Origin of the sequence: Bradyrhizobium sp. URHA0013 (assembly GCF_000518345.1) — a bacterium.
Lineage (GTDB): Bacteria > Pseudomonadota > Alphaproteobacteria > Rhizobiales > Xanthobacteraceae > Bradyrhizobium.
Genome location: NZ_JADK01000015.1, coordinates 54,600 through 79,693 on the forward strand (window position 1 = coordinate 54,600; position 25,094 = coordinate 79,693).

Consider the following 25,094-nt stretch of genomic DNA (forward strand, 5'->3'; position numbering starts at 1 on the left):
CTTCTCTCAGTCCTCCAGCAGCGTGTCGATCAGCTTCAGCAATTGCTGGCGCTCTGGACCCCCGGCGCCACTACGCAGGAATTGGCCGATATCCGTATAGGTGACTTGGCCACCTGAGCTGATGTTGGGCTGGTGCTTCACGACGGGCGTATTCGTCCGCGGATCTCGCGTCAGCGCCCAGACGTCACCATTGCTGCTTTCGTAGAGAACTCGCTCGGTCATACCGACCAATCGAGCGGGCGATCATCCGTTCCAGATTGTCCGAAGGCAGGTGCGAGCATCTGTGTCGATTTCTCGCTCGACGCGGAGCGGTCGCGGCGCCATGTGGCCAGCAACACGAACTCGTAATTCGGCCTGACCTACAGCAGCTTCAAGCACGAATCGACACTGCGGCCGGCCGCGGCATCAGAGCAGTTCCGCAAGCATGTGCGCCGCGCGTGCTGCGCCGCCGCTTTCGACCGGTTTAGAGAACGTCGGCTCGGTCAGGGCTCGGATAGTCGCTTCAGCAATCATCTCGCGCGTTGAGTCCGCATAGTTCATCCGCCGGCCAGCGCCATAGCGATCAAGTCGATATGCCACATGGTAGGTCTGCTCGAAATGATTCTGCAGCGGGAAATAGATGAAGGGGGTGCCGGCCGCTGTCAGCTCCATGCACGTGGTAAGTCCGCCCTGAACGATGGCCAGGTCGCAGGCTGCGAGATGTCGGTCCAGGTCGGCTACGAATGATCGAACTTCAACGCCGACCGGAGCGTTCAATGTCGCCGGATCAATCCGGGGACCGGCGATCACGATCATGCGCAATCCCGGTATCCTGGACCGTACCAGCGGATAACTCTCCAAAACGCGCCGGATGAGCGGCGCACCGACGCCTGAACCGCCCACCGTGACGATGCAGACGCGCTCGCCGTCCCGGTAGCCGAGCCGTCGTCGAAGCTCGGCGCGCGGCCCGAATGTCTGGGGGTGTTCACCGAGAATGTAACCCGCGAACTCGAAGTGCTTGGGCACCCAGTCCGGCATTTCGGGCAGGTCCCTCCCAAATGACCGAGGAATGACGTCGTCCGGGTTTCCGACAAAGATCGCGCGATCACGCACGCCGGGATGCCGTTCGACATGCTCGATCATTTCGGCATTGTAATCGGTTGTCAGGAATGCCTCGTGTTCGCCACCCGATGGCATCGGAACGAACCCGACGAAGTCAGTGAACCACACCAGCGGTGCTCGTTTCAGTTCGGGATGCTCGTGCCAGTAGTGATCGATGTCCCACGCCTCGTCGGCAATCACGAGGTCATAGCGCAACTCCTCGACGGCATCCTGAAATGTCATGAAGTTAGCAATCAGCACTTCGTCCATTCGGCGAATCGCCTGAAAGGCATGCAGCTCATGTTCGCCACATTCCATTTCGATATGACGGGTTTCACTGGCCAGGCGGCCGCTGAGCGGATGAACGGTCTCGCCACTCGCTTCGAGCAACCGGGTGACCGGATCCTGTGCCAGCCAGTCGACCTGCAGATCAGGAAGCACGTTACGCAACTCCCGCGTGATGGCGATGTCCCGCCGGGCGTGGCCGAGCCCGATAGGGGAGGACAAGTAGAGGACGCGCTTCGGCCCTGACCGCGCAGGAGTCCGCTTAGGCCGAGCAACCAGGCCGAGCCGGCGCTGGAGAAATTCTGTAATCAGGGTGTTGCACTTCGCCGGAAAGCGACCTAGCGGATTGTGGCCTCCTCCCTCGATCGTCGTTAACTCCGCACCTGTCAGGCCGGCTACGATTTGTGCCCGGGCATAGGGCTGGATTTGATCGTCGTTGCCATGGATCATCAAGATCGGGCAGGTGATCTTGCGATACATGGCCTCGCTCACATCGAAAGCTGGCGGCATCGTCCGCGCGTTCACAGTCCTGGCAAGGATGGACCCCGTAGTCTCGCTGGCCCAACCAACGGCATCCTCAATTTGCTTGGTCGAATGTGGCTCGGAGAAGATGGAGCCCACGAAGTAAGCCGCGAAATCCTGATAGTTCGAGACCCAGTAGGCGCCGTTGTATTTGTCCCAATCCTTGAATTCCGCGCGCTCGGCCTGAAAGTGGTCCGGCGTCATGTAAGGATAGGCGGGCCCTACGCTGGCCGATGTGCCGACCAGGATCGCGGCCTTGACTCGTTCTGCATGGTGAGCCGCGATCACAGATGCGATCATCCCACCGAGCGAGAGGCCGACGAGAATGGCAGTACCAACTCGTGCCGCATCCATGACGGCAAGTGCATCTGCGACGTAGTTGTCCAGCGTATATGCCGCCACGTCGTCTGGCCGATCGGATCGGCCATTGCCACGGCTGTCATAAGTGACGCAGCGGAAACGCTCGCTGAACCACGGCAATTGCGCTTTGTAAACCCGCGAATGAACGATGCTCCACGGGGGCACGAAGACGATAGTCTCCGCGCCGCTGCCGTAGATTTCGTAGTGAAGCTTCACACCGTTACGTTCAACTATTCCTTCGAAAGCCGGAAGTTTGGCGCGCATGTCAGCACCTCATTTTCGGTGAGCAGTCTCCAGGATGCGAATAAGATCACCAAAGCGCCGAAGAGCCGGCCGGACAGGAACGCCTTTCTTTTCCAGTCCGAGCAGGTAGTGGCTCTCCGCGCCGATAAAGGCGTGGGCGACCAACGCGGCGACCTCGTCGGCCGTGAAGGGGCCGAGACCGCCGAATTCGCGCTCCGCCCGGCGCGCGAGGTCTGTGATCAGCTTCATCCAGCCCATGATGCCGGCCTGGACCACTTTCGCCACGGGGCCGTCACCCCAGCTGGCAGCCATCAGCTCCTGCAGCACGCGAACGTATCCCGAGGCTATGTCCTCGTCGAGATAGTCGCAGGCTCGGTCCCACTGCTCGGACAGCTTTAAGGCGGAATCTCGGAACAGTGCGTTCTGGCGGTCGAGCAGCTGCGAGTTGAGGTACTCGAACAGCGCCAGCATCATCCCTTGTTTGGATCCGAAATGATAATGGATCTGGCTGAGTGGGACACCAGCCGCCGCAGCAACATCGCGGGTGGACAGCTTGGCGTATCCCTTTTGCCTGAGCACCCTCTTTGCGGCCTCCAGCACTACCGTTCTGGTGTCTGCCTTCCGGCCGTTTCGCGGCATTCTGTCCCCACCTTCCTTGACTACAGTTCGGTCGATCGGCCGAATGTCGGGCGCCCCGTGGTCACAGTCAACAAGAGACAGCCTACTTGACTCCGCGCATCATCGCAGCACATAATTCGGCCGACCGACCGAATATATATCTGACCTTTGTTCAGCTCGAAAGCCAGAGAAGGACTAAGTCATGCGCGCAGTGGACAATGACAGACTTGGCGCCCTCGTCGGAAAGATGCTGGGGGACTTGGGCGGGGCCTTTAGTGTGCCGACGGCTGGGATCGGCTTCCGTCTCGGCCTGTTCGACGCATTGCACCGGGACGGCCCCGCGACTGCTTCTGAACTCGCACAGCGAACCGGCCTGACCGAAAGGTGCGTCCGTGAATGGGCCTTTGCACAGGCCGCTAACGGCTACATCACCCTCGACAAGACAGACCAGCGGTTCAGTCTGACACCTGAACAGGCAATGATCTTTGCCGTAAAGGACAGTCCCGTCTACTTGGAAGGCGCTTTCGACCTTGCGGCGGCGATGGTGGAAGGGCGAACGATGGTCGAATCCGCATTCAGGAACGGAAACGGCGTTGCTTGGGGTGAAAGCTCGGGCTGCCTGTTCTGTGCTGTTGGCTCCTTCTTTCGTCCGGGCTATGTCAACAACATCGTGCAGTCTTGGCTACCAGCGCTGGACGGCATGCCCAAGAAGCTCTCCGAGGGTATTAAGGTAGCCGACATCGGATGCGGGGTCGGCTTTTCAACCTTGCTGATGGCGAAGGCGTTCCCGCAGAGCATATTCGTCGGCTACGACTTCCATGCGCCGTCCATCGAGCAGGCGAACGCACACGCCATGGCCCATGGTCTCGCCGACCGCGTCCGCTTCGTGACCGCGCGCGCCAAGGATATCGCTGAGCGAGACTTCGATCTCGTCACCATGTTCGACTGCCTGCACGACATGGGTGATCCCCGGGGCTGCGCCAGGCATGTGCGGAGCATGCTTAAGCCCGGTGGTTCCTGGATGATCGTCGAGCCGATTGCCGCGGATGATCCGGCCGACAACGTCGGCAACCCGGTCAGCCGTCTCTACTATAATGCATCGACGATGATCTGCGTGCCGACCTCGATGGCCCAAGAAGTCCGCGAAGCACTCGGCGCTCAGGCCGGAGAGGCAAAGCTCACCGAGGTGCTGAAGGAAGGTGGCTTCCGTCAGGTCCGTCGCGCCACCCAGGGTCCGTTCAATATGGTGCTGGAAGCGAGGCCATGAAAACGTGGTCGGCACCTTGCAGGCGCGCCGCCCCCAATTCCTTGGTCGGTCCTTTCTGTTCCTAAGTTGGTCGGCTTCCGACCCATCTGTGGCCTCTGAGGCGATCCGCTCTTCGGCAGATGCTGACGGCAAACCGGACATCAGAGGTCTAGCCGCTTAATGCGTACGCACCTTAGTTAGAGTCCGGGGCGGCTCTGGCCACGCTGCTCCGCTTCAGAGCACATAATTCCGCACTCTCGGGGCCTCGCAAGTACACTCCCGCCGATCTGCTCCAGCCTGTCGACCGATGTCTCGCCCTGCTGGCGGCTTCGAGGATCATGGACGCGAGTGGTGCGGGCAGAGCTCTCGTAGCATGACACGCTCTCGCACACCTCGTCGAGGACTGCGCGTAAAAACGCGGTGGTTTCAGCAGGAATATTGGAAGGTCTCCCCAGCGAAAGCAGCATTCTGTCCGAAACCGCCCGGCCGGACGCAAGTTACGGTCAACGAAAAATTCTGCAGGGGCGAGAATGAGCGTGGCCCCGTCTTTTGGGGGCTGGGGGGCTTGAGGGCGGAGCCACGCAGGCCGTGCATTCGCGCGGGCCCGCCACATCAACCGTATCCGGCCGAGCCCGCTCCACTGCTTGAGGCAAAGTCGGCGCGCAGCGAAGGACCTACGGCTCGAAGGGCCGCAGGGGGCCGTCGGCCAAGTTTCGACCGATCGGGTTGCGCAGCGGTCGCCGTCGCAGTCTGCTCAAGCGCATTGCAGAATCGTTTCTGCGCACCCGGCGGCCTGGCGGGAGGGCCTCTGCCGGTGATTTTAGCCTCACCAGCGAGGATTTGAGGTCGTAGACGGGTGCGGCATCGCACTTCGCCTGAACGAGGGCCTAGCAGCCTGAGAGGGGGTAGGGGAAGGCGCTGCGCCTTGCACCGGCAACGAGCTGCCGCTTAGGCGACGCTTCTTCGACAGCCCCCCGGAGGCGAGTGAGTTCTGACCACGCCAGCGCGGCGGTGATCCATCTCTGCCGCTCTGCGCCGTTGGCTTCGGCGGCAAGCTTCATCGCCGCGACGGCCTCGCGCTTGGGGTCGTACTCGAGATCCATGGATACAAATATAGTTGAAGATCGTAAACGATCACGCACCGGTGGGACCGTAGCAATCCGGGGTCGGCGCCATATGGGGATCCTGTCTAGCCGTCCGGAGATGCCGGCCCCGATCCGCCCCATTCATAGGCGCGGACCTCCGGAGCGCTCGCGATCGAGGCCCTGCGCGAGCCTCCCGCGACGGGATCCAACTGCACCGACACTCCCGAAAAGCCCGTGAATTGCTTGTCTTTCAGATATCTCGTGACCGGCTCGCCCCGTATTGTAGGGGCTCAGGGCCTACCTGGTCGCCTCACCATGAGAAGAGATGTTTCAAAACGCAGCGGATCTGGCCGCGATGGCCGAGGCGTTAGGCCGATCGGGTGACTACCGGGTCCTCCGGCGCCTGGTGCCGCGTCCGAGGTCGATGGCGGTCTCCGGACAGGAAACGAGGATCGGCATCCTGCTCGATACCGAAACCACCGGCCTCGACCACCGCAAGGACGAAGTCATCGAACTCGGCATGGTCAAGTTCGGCTACACGCCGGACGGGCGCATCATTGATGTCAGGGACACGTTCTCCGCCTTCAATGAGCCGTCCGAGCCGATCCCAGCCGAGATCACGGCGCTTACCGGCATCACCGACGAAATGGTGGCCGGCCACAGGATCGACGAGGTCGCCGTGAACGCCTTCGTCGACGATTCCGTGGTCCTGGTCATCGCGCATAACAGTGGATTCGATAGGAAGTTTTCCGAACGCTACTGGCCCGTCTTCGAGCGGAAGGCGTGGGCATGCTCAGCGACCGAGGTCCAGTGGCGGCAGCAGGGCTTCGATGGAGCGAAGCTTGGCTACCTTCTGAATGGCGCCGGCTATTTCCACCAGGCGCACCGCGCGGTTGACGACTGTCACGCGCTGCTCGAGATCTTAGACTTCGACCTACCAACGACCGGCGCGCCGGCCCTCGCCGTCCTGCTCGAGACCGCACGAAAGAAGACCATCCGCATCTGGGCCGAACAGTCGCCGTTCGAACTGAAACATTCCCTGAAGCGCCGCGGCTATCGCTGGAGCGACGGCACAGATGGGCGCCCTAAGTCCTGGTACGTCGACGTCTGCGAGTCCGCGCTCGACGCGGAGCTCGCATTTCTCCGGTCAGAGATCTATCTCCGCGACGTGGAGCCGCGGCTGCAGACGCTGACCGCTTTCACGCGCTTCTCCAGCCGGATCTGAGACCGGCAGCTCGGGAAGAAGCCGCCGCCTGCGCATCAGCGCCCGAGACGCTTCTCGACCCGCTTGCGGGAATTGCCGACTTTCTTGACCGCCTTCTTGACCGCGGGCGCGGACCATCCGGTCTTCTTCGCCTCATAGCCGACTTCGTGCTTCTGCCCGCCTGCGACGCTCGCCCGGTCCTGCTTACGTCCTCGCGCAGTCTTCTTCTTCGCGGCTGCCATCAAGTCCTCCTTCTGCGAATCTAATGGCAGTGCAACGTTGTAAGGATTCGCAGGTTCCGCAACGGTCCCTCTATCCGAGCGCGACGGCGGGCGGCAACCGGGATGGACCGGCCTGCATCGGCGTAACTCGACAGGTGTATCCAGCACCTCCTGTCGCGGCTGCTTCGATGCTTTCCAAGAGTGGTCGCGCCAAGTCGAACCAAACGAATGATGTCGTCAAGAGGCAGCACTGTTCGGCGTCATGAGGCGAGGACGCAGACCTCGCGCAGTACGCGACGGCGCCAGCTGCCATCTTGTAGTTGCCCTGAGGACCCTTCCACCCAAGCCGGCCGGACCGGGAAAACTTGGAACTTCTCGGACCAGTACCTGTTGTGCCGTGCCACTATTGGAGGACGACATGAACAATAAATTTCTTCTTCTGCTGACGGCGGCCTCGCTACTCGCCGGCCCGTCGTTTGCGCAAAAGCCGCCGGCTGCCGATCGGCCCAACAATAATGCGGTCAACAGTTCTGGCCAGAACAATTCCAGCAAGCCGGTTGCAGGCGCCAACAGCTTCACCGAGGGCCAGGCCAAATCCAAGATCGAGGACGCGGGCTACACGAACGTCACATCGCTGAAGAAGGACGACAGCGGCGTTTGGCGCGGAAAGGCCAGTAAAGGCGGCGCCTCATCCAATGTGAGCCTGGATTTCCAGGGCAACGTCAACGCAGCCAAATAATTTCGCGCAGCAGCGAAGATTTAGAGGGATTCAAGATGACCATTACGATTTCACGTCTCTACGACAACTATTCCGATGCGCAGCGCGCGGTGACGAGCCTGGAGGCCGCGGGCGTGCCGCATTCGGATTTGAGCATCGTCGCGAACAATTCGGACAACTGGTACAGCACCGACAAGAAGGTCGATCGCGATCGCGATGGGGTTGACGATCGGGCGGAAGGCGCGGCTACGGGAGCGGGCCTCGGCGCAGGTCTTGGTGGCGCGGCCGGCTTGCTCGCGGGCCTTGGTTTGTTGGCTATCCCCGGCCTCGGTCCGGTAGTGGCGGCCGGATGGCTCGCGTCCACCGCGCTCGGCGCCGTTGCCGGCGGCGCGACGGGCGGAGTCGTCGGGGCGTTGACGCAGGCTGGCGTATCCGACGAGGAAGCACCACTCTACGCCGAAGGTGTGAGGCGCGGCGGCACGCTGGTTTCGGCTCGTGTGCCGGATGCGGACCGCGCGCGATACGAAGCGATCCTGAACCAGTCCGCCGTCAATTTGCGCGACCGAAGCGCAGCCTGGCAGAAGGCCGAGTGGAAGAGCTACGATCCCTCCGCCAAACCTTACGGCGCGGAGGAGGTCCGCAGAGAGCGCCAACTCTACGGCACCGGAATGCGATGAATAACCGGCGGCCCGCACACCAGGCGGGCCGCCATTTTCTTCACGACGATCATCGAACTCAGGAGCCGAAAATGAGCCGCGGAATGCCATCGATGACCGCCCTCCTGGGTATGCTCGCAATCGCCGGTTACCAAAATAGGGCCAAGCTGGCGGACATGTTTCGCAATGCTACCTCCGGTCAGCCGGCGGGTGCCAAGGATTCCCTGAGCGGCATGCCCGGCAATCTTGGTGGCCTTGTGGGAGGCGGTGGCGTGGGTTCGCTGCTGAATGGCGGGATCGGCGAATTGCTCGAGCACTTCAAGCAGAACGGACAGGGCGACGCGGCTCAATCCTGGATCAATCAGGGGCCAAACCGCGAAGTCACCCCGCCCGAACTCCAGCAGGCTATCGGTCCGGATGTTCTTCAAAAGCTGGAGCAGCAGACCGGCCTGTCGCAGCAGGAGATCCTCGACCGCTTGTCGCGAGAACTTCCGACGGCCGTGGACAAATACACGCCGGACGGACGCCTTCCGGCGCAATCCGCGGGATAACACTCCTCAAGACTCGAGAAAAGATATGAGCATCATCTGGACGATCATCATCGGTTTCATCGCAGGCGTCATCGCGAAGTTCATCATGCCTGGCGACAACGAGCCCTCGGGTTTCATCCTGACCACGATCCTGGGAATAGTAGGCGCGTTCGTTGCGACCTATCTTGGTCAGGCTCTCGGCTGGTATCGGCCCGGAGAAGGCGCAGGACTAGTGGGGGCGGTCGTAGGCGCCATCATCGTGCTTCTCGTCTACGCTTTTGTGGCCGGTCGCAGCCGCCGGGCCATCTAACCACCGTGAACGGAATTCTTTGCGTTAGCGGTGAATGCCCGGTGTGAAAGGTGATCGGCAAGATGAAATGGATGCTCGTTGTCCTGGTAGGAGGCATGACACCGGTCAACACCGACCTGGTGTTCGACAAATTCGCCGATTGCCTTGCCGCCGAGGAGCAGATGCGGAAACACTACACCGACGCCTTCGAGGTCTGGGACCGATGGGCCGCGGCCAATATCGAGCGAAGACGCGAATACTCAAAGGTGCGCGACCTCCAGGCCAAACGCCTGCTCAGCAATATCGGTACGTGCGTTCCTCATGCGGGCGGCGACCCCGCGGCGCCTCGGCAGCAGAGCGATCCAACACCTCCTCAAACTCCTCAAGCCGCACCTACGCCGCAGCCAAGTCCGAAAACGTGAGGTCTGATCGTTCGGAGCCGGGCGGTCGCGAACCAATGTTGCTGCTGCTTGCGAATCGCTTTTCACCGCAGACGGTAGGCTGAGCTCCGGCTTAGTGTGCGAGCGCGCGAGTGGAGGGAAGCTGACCCTTTTGAGACCCCTTAATGCACCCGAACAGGCCTGGGGCCTCCTCGCTTTGCCGCGCCTGACGCCGAAGCTTCTGTGGCCCATCACCTCTGTCGTCGAAACTTTAGCAATTTTTGCATATCTTTTTCACGGTCTGGTCGACTTTGCTGTTCTCCTGATCGATCTGGGCGTCACTATCGTGTTGATCAGTGGTCGTCGGCCGACCGATGCCGCCCGCGGCGGCCCCTTGGGTATTGGCAGCAGGCGTTCCGGATGAAGCTGCGGTTCCGGCAGCATTGGTGCCGGGGCTTGCGGCATTCGTGCTGTTTCCATTAACCGCTCCCTGATTGAGCCCTGATTGAGGAGTAGGAGTACCATTGGCGATACCGGTTATCGCATTGGTGGTGCCGGTGGTTGGATTGGTATTTGCATTCGGGGTAGCCGACGGGCTTGCCGTCCCGCCCGAGCTCGCGGGGCCTGCGCCTCCTGTAGCGGACGGAGATGCTGCAGTCGAACCCCCTGCACCTGCAGACGACGACGCGCCGCCAGCGCTTCCACCGGCAGATCCGCCGGCACTACCGCCGCCGCCTCCACCGCCGCCTCCACCCCCACCTTGCGCAAATGCTGCGCAAGGGATGACGATAGCTAAGACAACTGCAATGCCAAAGCGTTTCATTGCGCGACTCCTTTAGCGAAGAAGCCACGCTGCTGCGTTTCGTTCCTAGGCGTTGGGTCGAGCCGACGCTTTGGGGCGCCCTTCCAGCAGGGCCAGGCCAGCAACCGAACGATAGGGGAGACCGAGCGTTATCGACATTATGTCAGACGCTTTCGACTACTTCCGGGCTTACGCTGTCCGCGCTCTGTGCAAGGCCCGATCCATGCCGGACGGCAGGATGAAGCATCTGCAGCTGCTGGCCGGGCGGATCTATAATCTCCTCAAGAAAGAGGCCGCTTACGGCCCGAATACGCAGCGCCGTGAAGACTTCCGGGCAGCCCAGAGGCTGGAGAGGTCTCTCGACCGTCCGCCTGGCGGAGGCTCGGGCGCTGGGACTCGCTTTAGTCCGCCGAGGTCGCAGGACGCGGGACGGGAGGCTTGTTGAGTGCCTTCCCTCGACACCCGTGGTGTATCAAGCCTGCTGCGGGAATACGCGCAGCGCACCGCCTTGCGCGGCGGCAACCCCTACCGGGCAAAAGCCTATTCCCGGGCCGCCGACAGCCTGGCAGCCCTTGCCGTCCCTCTGCATGTGCTGATCGCTGAAGACCGGCTCAAGGAAATCCCCGGCGTCGGCGAGGCGATCGCCGACATTATCGTCAAGCTTCACAAGACGGGCTCTCATCCGACCCTTGAAAAGCTCCGGAAGGAGATACCCGAGGGCGTGCTCGAGATGCTCGCCGTTCCCGGCCTCCGCCCCGAGAAGGTGCTGCGGCTCTACAAGGATCTCGGCATCACCTCGCTCGCCGAGTTGGAGGCCGCCGCCAAAAACGACCGTATCAAGAAGGCCAAAGATCTCGGCGCCGCGCTGCAGACCAAGATTCTGCAGAACCTGGCCATCGCCAAAAGCGGAGAAGGTCGCTTCCATCTGCACCGTGCGGCCGCCCTGCTCTCGCACGCCAAGGATTCGCTTCGCAAGGCCCGGCCGGAGCTCAAGCGGGTGACGATCGCAGGCGACTTCCGCCGCGGCTGCGAACTCGTCGGCGACCTCACGATCGTCGCGGAGGCTGCCAAGATCGAGAAGGCGGCGAATGCTTCGGCTGCGGACGGACTGCAAATCCGCTTGTCCGACCGCAACCACTTCGGCGCCGCCCTTCTTTTCGGCACCGGCTCAGCCGCTCACATCAAGAGGCTCCAGGCTTTGGCCGCGGAGAAAGGAATGCGGCTGGAGAGCGACGGGTTGCACAAGGATCGCACCCTGATCGCCGGCGACGAGGCCCAGATCTATCGCGCCCTCGACCTGCCGTTCATCGATCCTGAACTGCGGGAGGGGCGCGGAGAGGTCGAACTGGCTCAGACGGGCAAGCTGCCGAAGCTCGTCACCGACAAGGACTTGCGCGGAATCCTTCACTGCCACACCGATGCCTCCGACGGCACCGAGGCCCTGGAGACGATGGCCAAGGCCACGCGCCAGCGCGGTTTTGAATATTTCGGCGTCGCCGACCACTCCAAGTCCGCGCACTACGCGGGCGGGCTCTCGGTCGAGGAGATCGCGCAGCAGCACCGGGAAGCCGACCGCCTGAACAAGCGCTTCGGCAAGGATTTCCGGATTCTCAAAGGCATCGAGTCCGACATTCTGGCCGACGGCTCGCTCGACTATGACGACGACGTGCTGGAGCGCTTCGATTTCGTGGTCGCGAGCATCCATGGCCGCTTCAAACTCGAACGCAAAGCGCAGACGCAGCGGCTGCTGCGGGCCATCGCGGATCCTCACACCACCATCATCGGCCACATGACCGGGCGCCAGCTGCAGCGGCGGCCAGGCTACGAAATCGACGTCGAAAAGGTGCTGCGCGCTTGCGCGAGGCACGACGTCGTCGTCGAGATCAACGCCCATCCATGGCGCCTCGACCTGGATTGGCGCTGGCACCAGGCGGCGCTGGAGTTCGGCTGCATGCTGAGCATCAATCCGGACGCGCACTCGATCCCCGAGCTCGACCACATGCACTGGGGCGTCCAGATGGCGCGCAAGGGCGGTGTCCCCGCCGACCGGGTCCTGAACGCGATGGCTCTTCCGGAGATCACGCGCTACCTCCGCCAGAAGCGGCGCTCGTTCGCCCGGGCGGCCTGATGCAGCAAGGGCACGGCTTCTCGCTGGAGGGCACCGTGGTCGCAGTTGCCGCCGATCGCGGTCACCACTTCAGCAAACCGCCGCAGGACTGGATCATGCTGGTGGAAGGCCATGGCGTCGAAGGCGACGCCCACGCCGGCGCGTTCGTGAAGCACCGGTATCTCGCCCGCCGGCAGCCGCGCCTACCCAATCTCCGGCAGGTGCACCTCATCCCGGCCGAGCTCTTTGCATCCCTTTCGGATGCCGGCTTCCAGGTCGCAGCGGGGGACCTGGGCGAGAATATCACCACTGCCGGTCTGGACCTTGAGCGGATGCCTCTCCGGACGCTCATCGAGCTTGGACCAACGGCGATCGTGGAGCTGACCGGCCTCCGGACGCCTTGCGTTCTGATCGACCGCTTCCACCCCGGCCTTAAGCAACAGGTGCTCTCGTCGGCGGAAACGGGCCCTCCGTTCAAATCCGGGGTCTTGGGCGTGGTACGGGCAGGCGGGATGGTCGCGGCTGGTGATACCGCGCGGGCTCGCCTTCCGTCCTCCTCGTTTCGGCCTCTGCCGGCCGTGTAGAAAGTCCCAACCATGGCTCGCAAATCGACCCTGCCATATCGCCTGCAGCCCATGCTGGCCACGTTGACGGATGCGCCGTTCGACGATCCCGATTGGGTCTTCGAGGACAAATTCGATGGTTTCCGCATGGTCGCGGAAATCCGGCGTGGTCGGGGCGCGCTCTACAGCCGTAACGGGAAGATCATCAGCCACTCCTACGTGGAGGTCGCGGACGCACTTGAATGCGTGAAGGCGGACGCCGTGATCGATGGCGAGCTCGTTGCGATCGGGAAGGACGGCGTATCCCATTTCCAGTTGCTTCAAAACGCCCTGCGTCACGAGGCCAAGCTTTTGTACTGCGCGTTCGACCTCATGTTCGCAGCCGGCGAGGACCTACGCGCGCTACCGCTCCTCGAGCGCAAGAGGCGGCTCAAGGCCATCCTGCCGCGCCACAAGCTGATCGCGTTCAGCAACCACCGCAAAGGCAGCGGCACAAAGTTCTTCGCAGAAGCCGAGCTGAGACATCTCGAAGGCATCATGGCCAAGCGTGCCGACAGCCCGTACGCGTCCGGACGCCGGACCGCCGACTGGCTGAAAGTGAAGACCGCGCAGCGGCAGGAGGTCGTGATCGCCGGCTTTACGGCGCCGAGGCGAACCCGGCCCTTCTTCGGCGCCCTCGTGCTGGCACTGCGAGAAGACGAAGGTTGGCGGTACATCGGCCACGTCGGCACCGGCTTTAGCCATCGTTCTTGAAGAGCTTCACGGCAAGCTCGTGAGGCTCAAGACAACCAAGTCGCCGTTCCCTGCCAAGGTGAAGGATGAGCAGGTCACGACCTGGGTGCGTCCTTCGTTGGTCGCGGAAGTGAAGTTCGCGGAGTGGACCAGCAAGGGCGAACTGCGCCAGCCGGTCTATCTCGGCCTGCGGTCCGACAAAAACGCCAAGGACGTCGTTCGCGAAACGAAGTGGTCGCGAACATAGTGCCACCGAGACGAAGCGTTCGACCTGGAGTTCAGCTGGCGGCGCGCTCGGACGCCGAAGGCCACGGCGGCAGGGGCGGCAGCCCGAGCGCCTTACGTACAGGTCCGAACGATCTCCGGTGAGCTGCGCATGCACCAAGCCTGGCGAGCGCCTCATAATGAGCCGGCACCGGGTAGCCCTTATGATCTGCGAATCCGTAGCCGGGGTGACGCTCGTCGAGCGTCCGCATGACGGTGTCGCGCTCGACTTTCGCGAGGATGGAGGCGGCCGCAATGCTGGCGGACTTGGCATCGCCTTTTATGATGGGCTGCTGAGGGATGTCGATTTCCTTCAACCGCTTCGCATCGATCAGCAAGTGCTCCGGCGTCAACCCTAGCCCCCGGACCGCCCGCTGCATCGCCTGGATGCCTGCCCAATAGATGTTGATTGCGTCAATCTCCTCGACCTCGACGAATGCTACGGACCAACTCTCTGCCTTTTCCTTGATCTCCTTCGCGAGTTCTTCGCGAGCCGCGGCGTCGAGTTTTTTCGAGTCGTCGATTCCGATTATCCGTGTGCCGGGCTTCAGGATCACGGCGCCAGCGGAGACTGGCCCGGCGAGAGGGCTCATTCCCGCCTCGTCCACGCCTGCCACGGCATGATGGCCGCTTTCCCAGAGAGAGCTCTCGAAGCGAAGCATCTTTCGCAGGCGCTGCCCCTCGGACCTGTTTTCGAAGCGCCGTTTATCGATTGAGGCCAGGATGGCACGGGCTCCCGCGCGGGCGTCGGCCCGCAAGATCTGCTCGACGTCGGCCTCGAGCGGTCTTTTCTCGACGACATAGCGCCGACGCAATACGTCGAGTGAATACTGGGACATAGCGGCCTTCGTGAAGACTGATTATTGGGGAGCGTGTCGGTGAAATTTGTGGCGTTTGTCTGAAGCTAGACCATGCCGTCATCGACTGCGCAGCGCCTTGTCGAAAGGAACCGGACCGGCTCGCCATCTGAGGTCCCGCTATTCTGGAGGGCCGCTGATCCAGACCTCGCGTCCGACCTCAAAGCGGAACCAACCGGTGTCTTCATCCCTTGAGAAAGAGTGGAGCCTCGATCCCCGGGTGCTTCCTAGGGGGCCGGCCCATGCTCCGACAAGCCAGCAACGAAGAAGAGGTTTTGGACCGCACCACCGAGGTCGCGGCCACCATCGCGGAAGAAGGCCTCCGGTACGTCAGCGACTCCGCGCCGGGGTACACACGCAAGCGAACTGGAACCAGTTTCAGCTACTACGACAAGGACGGCAAGCGCATCACCGATGCCGCCGTGATCCGACGCATCAAATCCATCGGCATCCCGCCGGCCTACGAGTCCGTGTGGATCTGCCCGTCCTCGAACGGGCACATCCAGGCAACCGGGCTCGATGCGCGGGGTCGCAAGCAGTATCGCTACCATCCGAAATGGCGCGAGCTCCGAGACCAGAACAAGTATGAGCATATCATCCTGTTCGCTGCCGCGCTGCCGGCGCTGCGGGAACGGGTCGCCGCCGACATGAAGCGGGACGGACTGCCGCGCGAGAAGGTGCTGGCCACGATCGTTAGTCTTCTGGAGAAGACATTGATCCGCGTGGGCAATGCCGAATATGCCGAGAAAAACAAGTCCTACGGGCTCACCACCATGCGCCGCAAGCACGTCGAGGTCGGGGGCGGCGTCCTTCGGTTCGACTTCACGGGCAAGTCGGGCAAACAGTGGAAGCTTCGCGTCGAGGACAAGCGGATAGCCGCGATCGTGAAGCGCTGCGCGGAGATCCCGGGACATGAGCTCTTCAAGTACCTGGACGAGGACGGACAGCCCCGCACCGTCGATTCCGGCGACGTCAACGCCTACATCAAGGACATCACGGGCGAGGACTTCAGCGCCAAGGACTTTCGGACTTGGGCGGGAACCGTCCTGGCGGCGTTGGCGCTTGCCGAATTCAAGAAGTACGACAGCCAGGCCGAGGCGAAGGGCAACGTCGTCGCCGCGATCGAAAGCGTCTCGAAGCAGCTCGGCAACACACCGGCCATCTGCCGCAAGTGCTACGTGCACCCGGAAGTCCTGAACGCCTACATGTCAGGTGACCTCGTGAAGATGATTGAGGCCAAGATCGCGCAGAAGTTCAAGCGCCAGTACGCCAAGCTCACTTCCGACGAGATCATGGTGCTGGCATTTCTCCGCAAGCGTGTCGATTCTCTGAAGGCGCCCGCCTAGGCCTCGCGTACCCGGTCTGCGGGGACGCCTGCGTCCTTCTCGACGCCTCCAGGCACGCCTCGGCTGGTGCTCTCGTCGGCAAAAGGGCCCTTCCATTCAAAGTTGGGCTGCTGGGCCTGGTGCGGGCCGGCGGGCGGTCGCTTACCGCGCGGGTTCGGCTTCCGTCCTCGCCATTCGCGCCTGCCGGCTCGGTAGAAGGACCCGTGCACAACTCGCCGTCCCGATACCCGAAGCAACATCGTTCTTAGGTCGGACTAGCCTGGTCGCAAACAACGTAACGGCGGTCCGCTTGGGGCTAGGAGGTAATCGACAGTCTGGGACTATTCAACCGCAGCGCCCACCCGGCGGCTTCTTCTTTGGCTTCGATCCACCTCAAGAGGCGTTCGCTCTCGCGCGTTCGCGCGCCTCACGACGACGTTGGCGGCGTTCGCGCCGCCGCTTGGCACGGTCGGCAGGTTGCCGCAGCGGAGGAACCGGCGCTGTCTCGGATACCGATTTGGGAGCCTCATCGGCTGCGGCCTGTTGGGCCGGCTCGGATGCCTCCGGGCGGGCTTCCATGAATTCAAGCACTGCCCGACCCTTTGCCGTGATCTTCCAGCCGCCGCTGATGCGCTCGACTAAGCTTTGAGAAAAGATGTCGAGATCGGGCGCCCGTGCGGCGAGGCGCTTGGTCCGGTCCGCCCAATCGCGGCCGCTGGTCGCCAGAATGGCCATATCGCGCTTGAGGTCATCCATGACGGCGAAGCCGTCCGGATAGCTCACCAGGATCTTCAGCACCGTGACCTGGAAATTCACGCCCGCCTCGACCGATCAGCGCCAGATCGTGGGCGCCCGCCAAAGGGCGTCACGGCCGGCTGCGTGAGTTCGTCCTGCGATACCTCGCCTCTGGTCGCCGCCTCCAGTATCTTTGAGGCGACATGGCTACGCGGTCCGATCTCGCGCTGCGAAACGCTCGCAGACCTCGTCCAAGACCGCGTGCAATAGCGCAGTGGTTGCCGCATCGAACATCAATGCTCCCCAGAAAGCGAAAGTCCCACTATAGCCAACATTTCGCACGGCGCGACTCAACAAAGTTTCGATCGCGATAGGCCAAGCCAGCTGGTCTGACCGTAGCTTTGGAAGATGCTTGCACGGTAGACTTGCCTTGCAAGATCGGGCAATTCGTAAGGCTATCTTCGAGATCAGGAACTCGCATGTGGAGACCTCAGCGATTTTATAGGCAGGTCGTTCTTTCGACATCGGTTGTCTTAGTTCTGGCAGCCGGCGCCGCCGCCCAGGAGGATAAGAAGACCGACGACGACAAGCCGGCCGATCCGGATACGGGTGAGAGCACCGTAGAGGAAAAGACGCTCGGCCTTCTTCCCAACCCGCTGCAGAAGTACGGCGTGAAGTTCGCGGCCACTTACATCGGCGAGGCGTTTGGTAACGCTTCCGGCGGCCTGAAACAGGGCGCTATCTACGAAGGCCGTCTCAACCTCGCGGTGGATGTCGATCTGCAGAAGCTCGTCGGCATCGACAAGCTCACTTTTCACGCCAACATGTTCCAGATCCATGGCGATGGCCTGTCCCGGAGCAATCTTCAGAACTTCTTTGTCGTCAGCGGAATCGAGGCTCTACCCTCAACGCGTCTTTACGAAGCGTATTTCGAGAAGCGGTGGGGCGCAAAGAGGATCTCGCTGAAAGTGGGTCAGCTCGCCGCCGACAGCGAATTCTTCAACACCAAATATACAGACGTGTTCACCAACGCCTCAATGGGTTGGCCCGCGATCACGTCGCTCAATCTGCCCAGCGGGGGACCTTCGCCACCTTTGGCGGCCATGGGCGCAAGGCTACTGGTCAACGTGACCGACCAGCTTTCCTTCTGGGTGGGATCTTCGACGGCGACCAAGCGGGGCCCGGACCGGGCGATCCGCAGGAGCGCAACCGCTACGGCGTCAATTTCCGCGTCAACGATCCGCCGTTGTTACTGGGTCAGATCCAGTACGCCTGGAACAACAAGAAGGGCGATCCCAACCTGACCGGCCAGATCAAGTTCGGCGGCTGGCGGCACTTTGGCCCTTTCGCGGATCAACAGTTCGCGTCGAACGGCAGCTCGCTCGCCGCTTCCGGTAGCACCGGCCAGCCCTTGTTGCTGGCAGGAGACATCGGTGCTTGGGCGGTCTTCGAGCAACAGATTTACCGCGTGCCTCACACCGACGATCGCGGGATCGGTGTGTTCGCAAGGACCGCCGGCGCGCCCGCTGATCGCAACCTGATTGATCTCTACGCTGATGCCGGCGTCGAGTTCATCGGGCTTCGTGATGACCGGCCAGATGACAAGTTCGGGATCGCCGCGGGCTATGCCCATGTGTCCAAGCGGGCGCAGGCGCTCGACGCCGACTACCGCACGCTGGTGAATCCCAACTGGCCCTCGCGAAACTTTGAGGGATTGCTGACGACGGTCTACCAATACCAGATAAAGGACGGCTGGTCGTTGCAGCCGAACTTCCAATACATCATCCATCCCGGCGGCGGCGCTACGGGGCCGGCGACGCCATTCGCCGGAAAGGTCCTCAAAAACGCGTCGGTGTTCGGTCTTAGGACGACGTTAAAATTCTAGCACCGTGCGCATCGCACGGACTCTGCTCCAGGAAGAGCTCGTGCAGATGAACACGATGGCGCAGATGGCATCAGAGCGACCCCCATGTCGTCTTCCGGGCGGACATCTCATTGAGCCTTTTCAGCCTGCTCGCGCTCGCGCAAGCCTCGAGCAAGTTGATCAACAGACGTCTCCTGCGCCAATTCGTCTTGTTGGCAATCCTCGTCATCGACATTCAGCCGCCTGGCAAGCTTCTGCAATATTCTCAAAGATCGCGTCGCCTCCCATTCAGAGAGCAGATTAATCTGAAGTTCTAGACGATCCCGCTTCTCCAAGATGCGGTCGGTTGCATTTTGGCGAATGAGGACACAGGAGGTGAGAAGTACCGCCTCCAGCGCGAGGAATGTCCCGAGCAGCGGGAACGGGAATGGATCAAGCGCGCGATCGGGGAATACCCCGCCGAACGCCATCCAACACACCACCGCCCCGCACTGCAGCACAACGAACTGCGGAGTTCCCGCAAACGATCCGATTGCATGAAAAACACGATGATGAAGAGCGATCTTTTCCTCATCCTGCTTTTCAAGGCGCAGGATGGCGTCGATATTTTCTACCGGTCTTTTCGATGATGCCGACGCTGACATGGTCAGGTGGCGATCTGCTCGGCGGCTCGCCGCGCTGACTGTCGGGTCCGGTCGAGTGTCTCATCTCCGGCTTTTTCGGCCTTGGCACGCGCTTCACATTTCGAGCGAAGCTCCTCAATCTCATCGTCTGTGAGGTGCTCGATTCCCACGAGACTATTGCGCGCTGCGCTCACGCGAATGAGTTCGTCAAGCTTTACCTGAATGGCGGCGCTGTCCCGGTTTTGCGAATTCTGAATCAGAAATACCATAAGGAAAGTTACGATTGTGGTCCCAGTATTAATGACCAACTGCCAAGTGTCCGAGAACTGGAAGAGCGGGCCGCTGATGCCCCATACGACCACCACACCCGCGGCTAACAGGAAGGTCGAGGCGCGCCCCGCCGCAAGCGAAGTCTTGTTCGCCAAGTCACCGAAGAATTTTGAAATCGGCGATGGTTCGTGTCTCATGATTTTAGCCTCTACCACCGACCACAATGTTGTGTTGGGGCAAAAAGTTCCGGGTTAGGAACCGTGGTCTCCGGCATACTCTGTGAAATGCTTTTCGCGGGCGCTCCCGAGAGAACGTATTACGAGCGATCGCGGAGTACGTCCCAAGCCGCGCCCGTTTGGAGCCGACCTCAACCATAGAATTCCACTTTGCCCCTGACTCGGAACGGATGGCCAAGGATTCGATTCCTGCCGGCTCATAAGTCAGCCGCGGAAAAATCTCTCACGCGGAGGGTCCTCCACGAGCGATCAGGTTGCGATATCGGGCCTCGTACTCCTTCGCCATCCGGCTTGCGGCGAAGCACTCCTCGAACCGCGCGCGGACCACTCGTCTGTCCAGCCGGCCCAGTTCTTTCACTGCCCTGATCGCCTGTTCCTCACCATCGACGATGAAGCCGGTCACTCCGTCCTCAACCACCTCCGGCACCGAGCCTGATCGATAGGCGATTACGGGCGTCCCGCACGCCATCGCCTCGATCATGACAACACCGAACGGTTCGGGCCAACCGATCGGAAACAGCAGGCCCGCTGCGTTGGCGAGAAACGGCTGCTTCTTCGCGTCGTCGACCTCGCCGACGAGCTGAACCGTCTGGCCATCGATGATCGGCTCGAGCTTGTTCTTGAAGTAGGCCGTCTCCGCCCGAGGGATCTTGGCGGCTATGCGCAGCGGCATCCGGGCCGCGCGCGCGATGCGTATGGCGTCCTCCGGACCCTTGTCCGCCGTCAGCCGCCCCAGAAAGGCCAAGTACGAACCTGGTTCGTAGGAGGGCCTAAACATATCCTTGGGCAGTCCGTGCTGGATCGTCGCGATCCAGTTCGCGTCCGGAAGCGGCCGACGCTGGTCGGCGGAAATCGAGACGAATGGAGCGTCCGCAAAGGCACCGATTACCTGGGGCAGGCCGGGCAGATCGAGCCGACCGTGCATCGTCGTCAGGAAAGGCACGCCGGTCCGGCTCAGCACCGGAAGAGGCAACCAGTCGACGTGGGAGTGGATCACGTCGAAGTCGCGCGCGCGCTCGGCGATGGCCTCGATCAGAAGCGCGCAGGCGGCGTTCGGATCCGCACCCTTCCGCCCCAGGCGCAGTGCGCGCGGCCACACCGCGTGGAGCTTTCCCTTCGTCTTCGAGTCCCCGCTTGCGAACAAGGTGACCTCGTGTCCGAGTTCGACCAGTTCGTCGACCAGCCAGGCGATCACACGCTCGGTGCCGCCGTAGAGCTTTGGAGGTACGCTCTCGGCCAACGGAGCAAGCTGGGCAATCCGCATCGGCTAGGCCCCCAACACGAACCGCAGGACCGTCACGATCGTCGCGGAAATGAGCGACGAAATCGCAAGCAGCGTCCAATTGGGCCGCGTGCTTCCCCCTGCCACGCGCGCTGCGAGCGCCTTCACGGCCGTCAACATCCGTCTCGAGAAAGCCGCTGCAGGTAGGCTATTCCGAAGCCTGCGAGCTCTTCGCTATCGCTTGCGCGCGCTTCCGACCTGCTGTGGAGGTGACGCTCCAGCAGGCAGCGCCGGCTGTCGTGCGCATCGACCTCGGGGTGCCGCGCCCGGTACACCGTCCAGGCGGTCTCCGCGGCGCTCTTCAAGACGACTTCGTCGACCATACTCACTCTCTCCAGAGACCGAACCCAGTCGCTGCCAACTCAAGGCGCTCCGGAAAGTTTCCGGATTTTCCCGACAATAGACGAAGGGAGGAAGCTCAGGATGCTCTGACATGCGCCCGCGTACGTGCCGCACGCCGGCGCTGCAGGCGTTGGCTTCGGCCGGACCTTCTGGATGCAAGGTGGTAGTCGTCGGGGTTGCGGCGGTCGGCTCCGCACTGGAGCTTCGCGCGCCGTCTCTGGCGGCGAGGATTCCATGGCCCGCGCCGCCCGGGCAGCTGCAACCATTGCCGCTTTTTCCCGTTATCGGTAGGGCTCGAGCAATGTGAAAGGAATCTCGATGAAGAAGATCGCGATGTCGGCGCTGATGGTCGGCGCTCTTGGTCTGTCCTCGGTGGCCACCATCTCTCCTGCCGAAGCGCACTGGCGAGGTGGCTGGGGACCGGGCATCGCTGGCGGTCTGCTGGCTGGCGCCGTAGTCGGCGGGCTTGCCTCGTCGGCTTCTGGATGGGGACCTGGCTACGGCTACTACGGTGGCTCAGGTTACTACGGCGCAGGCTATTACGGCGGCCCCTATGCCTACGACTACGGCTACGACGAGCCCTATCGCTGGGGTGGTAGTTACGCGACCACGACCTACTACACGGCGCCCGTGTCCTACGGCTACCGGTACCGCCGAGCCGTGCGGCCCGCTTACGCCTATTACCGCGGAACATATCCGGTCGCGGGGCACCGCTGGCACCATCACCGCTGGTGAACACGAGCCGAACGGGCCGCGCTCCGGACGGGCGCGGCCTCTCCGTCTGCAGAAGCAAAACTCCTTCCGTTTACCGCCAGCCGCCGGCAAAGAAGTCAAGCGGGTCCCACGCCAACCGTTGGTCGGCTGGCACCGTCCTCGGCTTGGTTGGCCGCCTTCTTTGCGGATGAGTCTCCGCGTGCTTGCGAACCCAGGGCGTCCTTCTTCGGCGGAAGCCGCCGGGGCTGGCGGCCATCGCCGCAAGCACGTCGCTCGAAGGTCGTCCGTCTGCTTCAGTAGTCGGGTCCGCGTTCGCCAACACCAGAGGATCGGATCGCTGACGCGTAACCCGATTTGGCTAGGCCGCCTTAACTCTGGCGCTCTTGCGCCCGAGAGGTACTGGTGATGCCACCTTGAGCATCGAACCAGAATTTCGTACTTACTGTGCTGCCGTCGTAATCGCGGTAGTCGAGGCGAACGCACTCCTGCTCCGGAAGGACTTCGTCGAGTTCGAACGCCGCTTCTGTTGCGCCGCGGAGCTTGCCTGGCCAATAGCGAAGCAAGCCGGAACGTTCGATGAACCGTTCCCCGCTGCAGCAATCAAGCGTCGCCTGATCCGCATAGAGCGCCAGCAAATCCTCCAGACGACGCTCGCGACACGCGTCCAACCAATCGATCACGATTCCGATGGGATCGAACCCAGTTCCCAAACCAGACATTCTCCACCTCACAGTTGTCCCCGGTGGCAGGGTCACATTGGGCCGCGAGACTTGGCTGTTTGGCATCGAACGCAATCCGCACATCAGCGTTCGTGGCGACACCTTGTCGTCGCTGTCCAAAGCTGTGGTCTGCGTGAACTCCTGACAGCACACTCGTGATAAATCCATTTCGGCGCATTTGAACCGTTCCAAACGCTCAACTGACCAAAAGAGACCTGCAATATAGGAGCAGTTCCATGGGCATTCCCAAAGATGGGACGGTTTCGATCCGCATCACATGCGTTGGTCACGCCAGCCGACGCTGGAGAGGTGCCCGCACGAAGGCGGCGGCGTCCGCACTGAATCAGCGCCTGTCGGAATTCAGGGCGAAAACGATCTTCGACCAGGTCGATCCCATCGTCAAAATGCAGCTACCGGGATTGCCCGTCGCGCTTGGCCAAAAGGCAGTCGGGAGCACGGAACCGTTTCCGACGGCCGGCGAAGATAACGCCGCCATCGATCGCAGTGTCGTCCTCATGGTCGACCTAGTTTGGACAGGTACGGGCGGTTACAAGAGGGTGCACCGTCCGCCTCGGCTTGTTTATGCGCCGAGCACCTTCTGGGAGATGAAAATCGCAGCGCTCTTTGGCGCCTCGGGTATCGGCGTCAAATCGAGCTTGCTCCGCGTGAAGATCAAGAACTTGAGTACAGGGCGCGAACTGTCGCTTTTTGGGCCGATTATCGGCGGTGATCTGACCATCGGACCCGGCATGTTCAAGAAGGTGCCCAAGGTGTCGCCCGTCAGCTTCGACAAGTTCGATCCCAAACAATTGCGGGATGCGCAAGTGGGCAAGCCCGTCGTGTTCACGACACCGCTCATGGACTTCGAAGACTGGATCAACGGATCGGAAGGCCAGCTCGTGCGGGTCGTTCACGGTCATCTTAAAACCGGCGTGACCAAGTCGCAGACCAGCTTTCTCCAGTTCGTCAGCGTCGATACTCATCCCGGTTCATTGGTCTTCGATCTGAAGGCGCTCGGCTTCTCGTTGGGTATTCCCGAGGTATCCAATCAGGTGCAATCCGGAACACTCAAAGCCGAAAATCATCCGTCAGACCAGTATCTCGTCGACACACCTGATGACGTTATTCCTGTCCAAGTCGCACAGCACCGCAGCGAAGGCCTTCTGATCAGCTTCCCAACTGAAAAACATAAATGGACGGATTTGAGTTCGAGCGAGCAAGAGGAAGTGAAGCGATTTGTGTTGAACAGAACGGCAGCCATTCGCGCTTTGTCTGACTCCAAGGATGTGGTCGCCCCGACGCCGTAATGGGGCGGGTAGCTGGCAGACTGATTTCCCGACGGAGCTGTGGCTTCGTGCTTCGAGGGCCGTCCAGTCATGGCCGTTGCGCGTGAACAGCCGGACACGGTTGCCGTCACACTGGACGATCAGGCGATAGCCGTCGTGCTTGATCTCGTGGATCCAGTCGGGACGGTCGGGGACTTTGGTGCTACGACTCGGCAGACAAGGCTTACAGGAGGATTTCAGCATTCCGGGAAAGATAGGCACTTTCGAACGCGAATCCAGCGGCTCTCGAGCGCTTGAAACGATCGTACCAGTCCGCCATTCCATCCGCCAGCTGCGGCTTCCTCGGCCGTGAAAATTCCGTCCCTTTGCGCTTCCAGAACCCGACCAGTGAGCGCTTGTGCCCACTGATGACGGCAGCCTGGTCAGCACTCGCGATGGGCGCGCGGATGCTGTAGTCGCGATCACTGACCCAGATTTCCAGAAGCGGTTGCCGAGCTTCGTTGGCGCGGCCATAGGAGTGATAGAACCAAAGCCCGAAGTCGCCGTCGCTCTCATCGACCTTCTCGGCCTGCCATTGTGGGTAGACCAGCATGTCATTCGGCCTGCAATATTGACCCCCTAAGCCGGGGGATCGGCGTCCAAAATTGACCCCCTACAGGTTGGTCTGTTGCGCTGCCTGCTTCGTCATGAAGCAGGTGGTCGGGGATGCTGATCGTGGAGACAATCGCCCGGATACGGCGCGAGCACTTCATCAAGGGCAAGACGATCAAGGAGATCGCCCGTGACCTGAAGGTGTCGCGGAACACAGTCCGGAAGGTGCTGAGATCGGGAGAGACCTCATTCGAGTACGAGCGTGTTGTCCAGCCGCGGCCGAAGCTGGGACGATGGGCAGCAGAACTCGACGGGTTGTTGTCAGGGAACGCGGGCAAGTCCGCT

Annotated in this window: 24 protein-coding genes and 4 pseudogenes; 15 read left to right on the top strand and 13 right to left on the bottom strand. The window is 61.8% G+C overall.

Features of this window, described 5'->3' with window-relative positions:
• Window positions 1–6 precede the first annotated feature (6 nt).
• The 3 genes from N551_RS0119350 to N551_RS0119360 all read right to left on the bottom strand — a co-directional run bounded on the left by N551_RS0119350 (window position 7) and on the right by N551_RS0119360 (window position 3,129).
• Window positions 7–222, bottom strand: a complete 216-nt coding sequence (locus N551_RS0119350; protein ID WP_027568298.1) for a hypothetical protein — start codon at window positions 220–222, stop codon at window positions 7–9.
• 183 nt (window positions 223–405) lie between these two features.
• Window positions 406–2,511 carry an alpha/beta hydrolase gene (locus N551_RS0119355; protein WP_027568299.1) on the bottom strand — a complete coding sequence of 702 codons (2,106 nt, stop codon included), beginning with the start codon at window positions 2,509–2,511 and terminating at the stop codon, window positions 406–408.
• Between the two features lie 9 nt (window positions 2,512–2,520).
• Complete coding sequence (locus tag N551_RS0119360; protein WP_035961606.1) at window positions 2,521–3,129, bottom strand: TetR/AcrR family transcriptional regulator; 609 nt, start codon at window positions 3,127–3,129, stop codon at window positions 2,521–2,523.
• A 181-nt stretch (window positions 3,130–3,310) separates the two neighbouring features.
• Here N551_RS0119360 and N551_RS0119365 point away from each other — a divergent pair, with 181 nt between their 5' ends.
• Window positions 3,311–4,375, top strand: a complete 1,065-nt coding sequence (locus tag N551_RS0119365) for a class I SAM-dependent methyltransferase (protein WP_027568301.1) — start codon at window positions 3,311–3,313, stop codon at window positions 4,373–4,375.
• A gap of 1,389 nt (window positions 4,376–5,764) precedes the next feature.
• Window positions 5,765–6,664: a 3'-5' exonuclease gene (locus N551_RS0119375; RefSeq protein ID WP_027568302.1), complete on the top strand. Its 900-nt coding sequence runs from the start codon at window positions 5,765–5,767 to the stop codon at window positions 6,662–6,664.
• Between the two features lie 35 nt (window positions 6,665–6,699).
• On the opposite strand, the gene N551_RS0119380 is transcribed toward N551_RS0119375, so the two are convergent.
• Complete coding sequence (locus N551_RS0119380) at window positions 6,700–6,885, bottom strand: DUF3606 domain-containing protein (protein ID WP_027568303.1); 186 nt, start codon at window positions 6,883–6,885, stop codon at window positions 6,700–6,702.
• A 397-nt stretch (window positions 6,886–7,282) separates the two neighbouring features.
• Here N551_RS0119380 and N551_RS0119385 point away from each other — a divergent pair, with 397 nt between their 5' ends.
• The 8 genes and pseudogenes from N551_RS0119385 to ligD all read left to right on the top strand — a co-directional run bounded on the left by N551_RS0119385 (window position 7,283) and on the right by ligD (window position 13,888).
• Complete coding sequence (locus tag N551_RS0119385) at window positions 7,283–7,603, top strand: PepSY domain-containing protein (RefSeq protein WP_027568304.1); 321 nt, start codon at window positions 7,283–7,285, stop codon at window positions 7,601–7,603.
• Window positions 7,604–7,638: 35 nt separating this feature from the next.
• The gene (locus tag N551_RS0119390) at window positions 7,639–8,259 is read left to right on the top strand and encodes a general stress protein (RefSeq protein ID WP_027568305.1); all 621 of its coding nucleotides are present in this window, start codon (window positions 7,639–7,641) and stop codon (window positions 8,257–8,259) included.
• A 71-nt stretch (window positions 8,260–8,330) separates the two neighbouring features.
• Window positions 8,331–8,789 carry a YidB family protein gene (locus tag N551_RS0119395; RefSeq protein ID WP_027568306.1) on the top strand — a complete coding sequence of 153 codons (459 nt, stop codon included), beginning with the start codon at window positions 8,331–8,333 and terminating at the stop codon, window positions 8,787–8,789.
• A gap of 25 nt (window positions 8,790–8,814) precedes the next feature.
• On the top strand, window positions 8,815–9,078 hold the full coding sequence (locus N551_RS0119400; RefSeq protein WP_027568307.1) for a GlsB/YeaQ/YmgE family stress response membrane protein: 264 nt from the start codon (window positions 8,815–8,817) through the stop codon (window positions 9,076–9,078).
• 62 nt (window positions 9,079–9,140) lie between these two features.
• Complete coding sequence (locus N551_RS0119405; protein WP_027568308.1) at window positions 9,141–9,479, top strand: hypothetical protein; 339 nt, start codon at window positions 9,141–9,143, stop codon at window positions 9,477–9,479.
• Between the two features lie 1,205 nt (window positions 9,480–10,684).
• A complete protein-coding gene (locus N551_RS0119415; RefSeq protein WP_027568310.1) occupies window positions 10,685–12,367 on the top strand; it encodes a DNA polymerase/3'-5' exonuclease PolX in 1,683 nt (560 codons plus the stop codon).
• On the top strand, window positions 12,367–12,930 hold the full coding sequence (locus tag N551_RS0119420) for an MOSC domain-containing protein (protein WP_027568311.1): 564 nt from the start codon (window positions 12,367–12,369) through the stop codon (window positions 12,928–12,930). Before N551_RS0119415 ends, N551_RS0119420 begins: the two co-directional genes overlap by 1 nt.
• Window positions 12,931–12,942: 12 nt before the next feature.
• A pseudogene (gene ligD / locus N551_RS35950) lies at window positions 12,943–13,888 on the top strand (non-homologous end-joining DNA ligase).
• 31 nt (window positions 13,889–13,919) lie between these two features.
• Here the strand turns inward: ligD and N551_RS0119430 are convergent.
• The gene (locus N551_RS0119430) at window positions 13,920–14,744 is read right to left on the bottom strand and encodes a ribonuclease HII (RefSeq protein ID WP_027568312.1); all 825 of its coding nucleotides are present in this window, start codon (window positions 14,742–14,744) and stop codon (window positions 13,920–13,922) included.
• 260 nt (window positions 14,745–15,004) lie between these two features.
• Between N551_RS0119430 and N551_RS0119435 the strand changes: the two genes are divergently transcribed.
• Window positions 15,005–16,108, top strand: a complete 1,104-nt coding sequence (locus tag N551_RS0119435) for a DNA topoisomerase IB (protein WP_027568313.1) — start codon at window positions 15,005–15,007, stop codon at window positions 16,106–16,108.
• Between the two features lie 372 nt (window positions 16,109–16,480).
• Here N551_RS0119435 and N551_RS38905 read toward each other — a convergent pair whose 3' ends face one another.
• Window positions 16,481–16,903 (bottom strand): hypothetical protein, encoded by a 423-nt coding sequence (locus N551_RS38905; RefSeq protein WP_027568314.1) that lies wholly within the window; start codon window positions 16,901–16,903, stop codon window positions 16,481–16,483.
• Window positions 16,904–16,918: 15 nt separating this feature from the next.
• A pseudogene (locus tag N551_RS39380) lies at window positions 16,919–17,116 on the bottom strand (hypothetical protein).
• A gap of 185 nt (window positions 17,117–17,301) precedes the next feature.
• Between N551_RS39380 and N551_RS35955 the strand changes: the two are divergent.
• Window positions 17,302–18,707: pseudogene (locus N551_RS35955) on the top strand (carbohydrate porin).
• Window positions 18,708–18,814: 107 nt separating this feature from the next.
• Here the strand turns inward: N551_RS35955 and N551_RS0119450 are convergent.
• The 4 genes from N551_RS0119450 to N551_RS0119475 all read right to left on the bottom strand — a co-directional run bounded on the left by N551_RS0119450 (window position 18,815) and on the right by N551_RS0119475 (window position 21,420).
• Window positions 18,815–19,330 carry a DUF1003 domain-containing protein gene (locus N551_RS0119450; RefSeq protein WP_081747907.1) on the bottom strand — a complete coding sequence of 172 codons (516 nt, stop codon included), beginning with the start codon at window positions 19,328–19,330 and terminating at the stop codon, window positions 18,815–18,817.
• A gap of 2 nt (window positions 19,331–19,332) precedes the next feature.
• Window positions 19,333–19,776, bottom strand: coding sequence for a low affinity iron permease family protein (locus N551_RS0119460; RefSeq protein WP_035961610.1), 444 nt, complete (start codon window positions 19,774–19,776; stop codon window positions 19,333–19,335).
• A gap of 262 nt (window positions 19,777–20,038) precedes the next feature.
• The gene (locus tag N551_RS0119465) at window positions 20,039–21,079 is read right to left on the bottom strand and encodes a glycosyltransferase family 4 protein (RefSeq protein ID WP_027568317.1); all 1,041 of its coding nucleotides are present in this window, start codon (window positions 21,077–21,079) and stop codon (window positions 20,039–20,041) included.
• A gap of 131 nt (window positions 21,080–21,210) precedes the next feature.
• Entirely contained in the window at window positions 21,211–21,420 is a 210-nt protein-coding gene (locus N551_RS0119475) for a hypothetical protein (RefSeq protein ID WP_027568318.1), read from the bottom strand.
• A 337-nt stretch (window positions 21,421–21,757) separates the two neighbouring features.
• On the opposite strand from N551_RS0119475, the gene N551_RS35960 reads away from it, so the two are divergent.
• On the top strand, window positions 21,758–22,174 hold the full coding sequence (locus N551_RS35960; protein ID WP_035961611.1) for a hypothetical protein: 417 nt from the start codon (window positions 21,758–21,760) through the stop codon (window positions 22,172–22,174).
• A gap of 347 nt (window positions 22,175–22,521) precedes the next feature.
• Here the strand turns inward: N551_RS35960 and N551_RS0119485 are convergent, their stop codons facing one another.
• Window positions 22,522–22,872 carry a hypothetical protein gene (locus N551_RS0119485; protein ID WP_027568319.1) on the bottom strand — a complete coding sequence of 117 codons (351 nt, stop codon included), beginning with the start codon at window positions 22,870–22,872 and terminating at the stop codon, window positions 22,522–22,524.
• 236 nt (window positions 22,873–23,108) lie between these two features.
• Between N551_RS0119485 and N551_RS0119495 the strand changes: the two genes are divergently transcribed.
• Complete coding sequence (locus N551_RS0119495; RefSeq protein ID WP_027568320.1) at window positions 23,109–24,179, top strand: hypothetical protein; 1,071 nt, start codon at window positions 23,109–23,111, stop codon at window positions 24,177–24,179.
• 202 nt (window positions 24,180–24,381) lie between these two features.
• Here N551_RS0119495 and N551_RS0119500 read toward each other — a convergent pair whose 3' ends face one another.
• On the bottom strand, window positions 24,382–24,750 hold the full coding sequence (locus N551_RS0119500) for a hypothetical protein (RefSeq protein ID WP_027568321.1): 369 nt from the start codon (window positions 24,748–24,750) through the stop codon (window positions 24,382–24,384).
• A 113-nt stretch (window positions 24,751–24,863) separates the two neighbouring features.
• Here N551_RS0119500 and N551_RS0119505 point away from each other — a divergent pair.
• A pseudogene (locus N551_RS0119505) lies at window positions 24,864–25,094 on the top strand (IS21 family transposase); the annotation flags it as partial.

Excerpts from the sequence above, each read along its gene's own strand:
- N551_RS0119355 (WP_027568299.1), bottom strand. The coding sequence starts at position 2,511 with ATGCGCGCCAAACTTCCGGCTTTCGAAGGAATAGTTGAACGTAACGGT.
- N551_RS35960 (WP_035961611.1), top strand. The coding sequence starts at position 21,758 with ATGAAGAAGATCGCGATGTCGGCGCTGATGGTCGGCGCTCTTGGTCTG.
- N551_RS0119350 (WP_027568298.1), bottom strand. The coding sequence starts at position 222 with ATGACCGAGCGAGTTCTCTACGAAAGCAGCAATGGTGACGTCTGGGCG.
- N551_RS0119435 (WP_027568313.1), top strand. The coding sequence starts at position 15,005 with ATGCTCCGACAAGCCAGCAACGAAGAAGAGGTTTTGGACCGCACCACC.
- N551_RS0119385 (WP_027568304.1), top strand. The coding sequence starts at position 7,283 with ATGAACAATAAATTTCTTCTTCTGCTGACGGCGGCCTCGCTACTCGCC.
- N551_RS0119405 (WP_027568308.1), top strand. The coding sequence starts at position 9,141 with ATGAAATGGATGCTCGTTGTCCTGGTAGGAGGCATGACACCGGTCAAC.
- N551_RS0119395 (WP_027568306.1), top strand. The coding sequence starts at position 8,331 with ATGAGCCGCGGAATGCCATCGATGACCGCCCTCCTGGGTATGCTCGCA.
- N551_RS0119375 (WP_027568302.1), top strand. The coding sequence starts at position 5,765 with ATGTTTCAAAACGCAGCGGATCTGGCCGCGATGGCCGAGGCGTTAGGC.
- N551_RS0119365 (WP_027568301.1), top strand. The coding sequence starts at position 3,311 with ATGCGCGCAGTGGACAATGACAGACTTGGCGCCCTCGTCGGAAAGATG.
- N551_RS0119430 (WP_027568312.1), bottom strand. The coding sequence starts at position 14,744 with ATGTCCCAGTATTCACTCGACGTATTGCGTCGGCGCTATGTCGTCGAG.
- N551_RS0119380 (WP_027568303.1), bottom strand. The coding sequence starts at position 6,885 with ATGGCAGCCGCGAAGAAGAAGACTGCGCGAGGACGTAAGCAGGACCGG.
- N551_RS0119495 (WP_027568320.1), top strand. The coding sequence starts at position 23,109 with ATGGGCATTCCCAAAGATGGGACGGTTTCGATCCGCATCACATGCGTT.
- N551_RS0119485 (WP_027568319.1), bottom strand. The coding sequence starts at position 22,872 with ATGTCTGGTTTGGGAACTGGGTTCGATCCCATCGGAATCGTGATCGAT.
- N551_RS0119360 (WP_035961606.1), bottom strand. The coding sequence starts at position 3,129 with ATGCCGCGAAACGGCCGGAAGGCAGACACCAGAACGGTAGTGCTGGAG.
- N551_RS0119460 (WP_035961610.1), bottom strand. The coding sequence starts at position 19,776 with ATGAGACACGAACCATCGCCGATTTCAAAATTCTTCGGTGACTTGGCG.
- N551_RS0119390 (WP_027568305.1), top strand. The coding sequence starts at position 7,639 with ATGACCATTACGATTTCACGTCTCTACGACAACTATTCCGATGCGCAG.
- N551_RS0119500 (WP_027568321.1), bottom strand. The coding sequence starts at position 24,750 with ATGCTGGTCTACCCACAATGGCAGGCCGAGAAGGTCGATGAGAGCGAC.
- N551_RS0119420 (WP_027568311.1), top strand. The coding sequence starts at position 12,367 with ATGCAGCAAGGGCACGGCTTCTCGCTGGAGGGCACCGTGGTCGCAGTT.
- N551_RS0119450 (WP_081747907.1), bottom strand. The coding sequence starts at position 19,330 with ATGTCAGCGTCGGCATCATCGAAAAGACCGGTAGAAAATATCGACGCC.
- N551_RS0119475 (WP_027568318.1), bottom strand. The coding sequence starts at position 21,420 with ATGGTCGACGAAGTCGTCTTGAAGAGCGCCGCGGAGACCGCCTGGACG.
- N551_RS0119400 (WP_027568307.1), top strand. The coding sequence starts at position 8,815 with ATGAGCATCATCTGGACGATCATCATCGGTTTCATCGCAGGCGTCATC.
- N551_RS0119465 (WP_027568317.1), bottom strand. The coding sequence starts at position 21,079 with ATGCGGATTGCCCAGCTTGCTCCGTTGGCCGAGAGCGTACCTCCAAAG.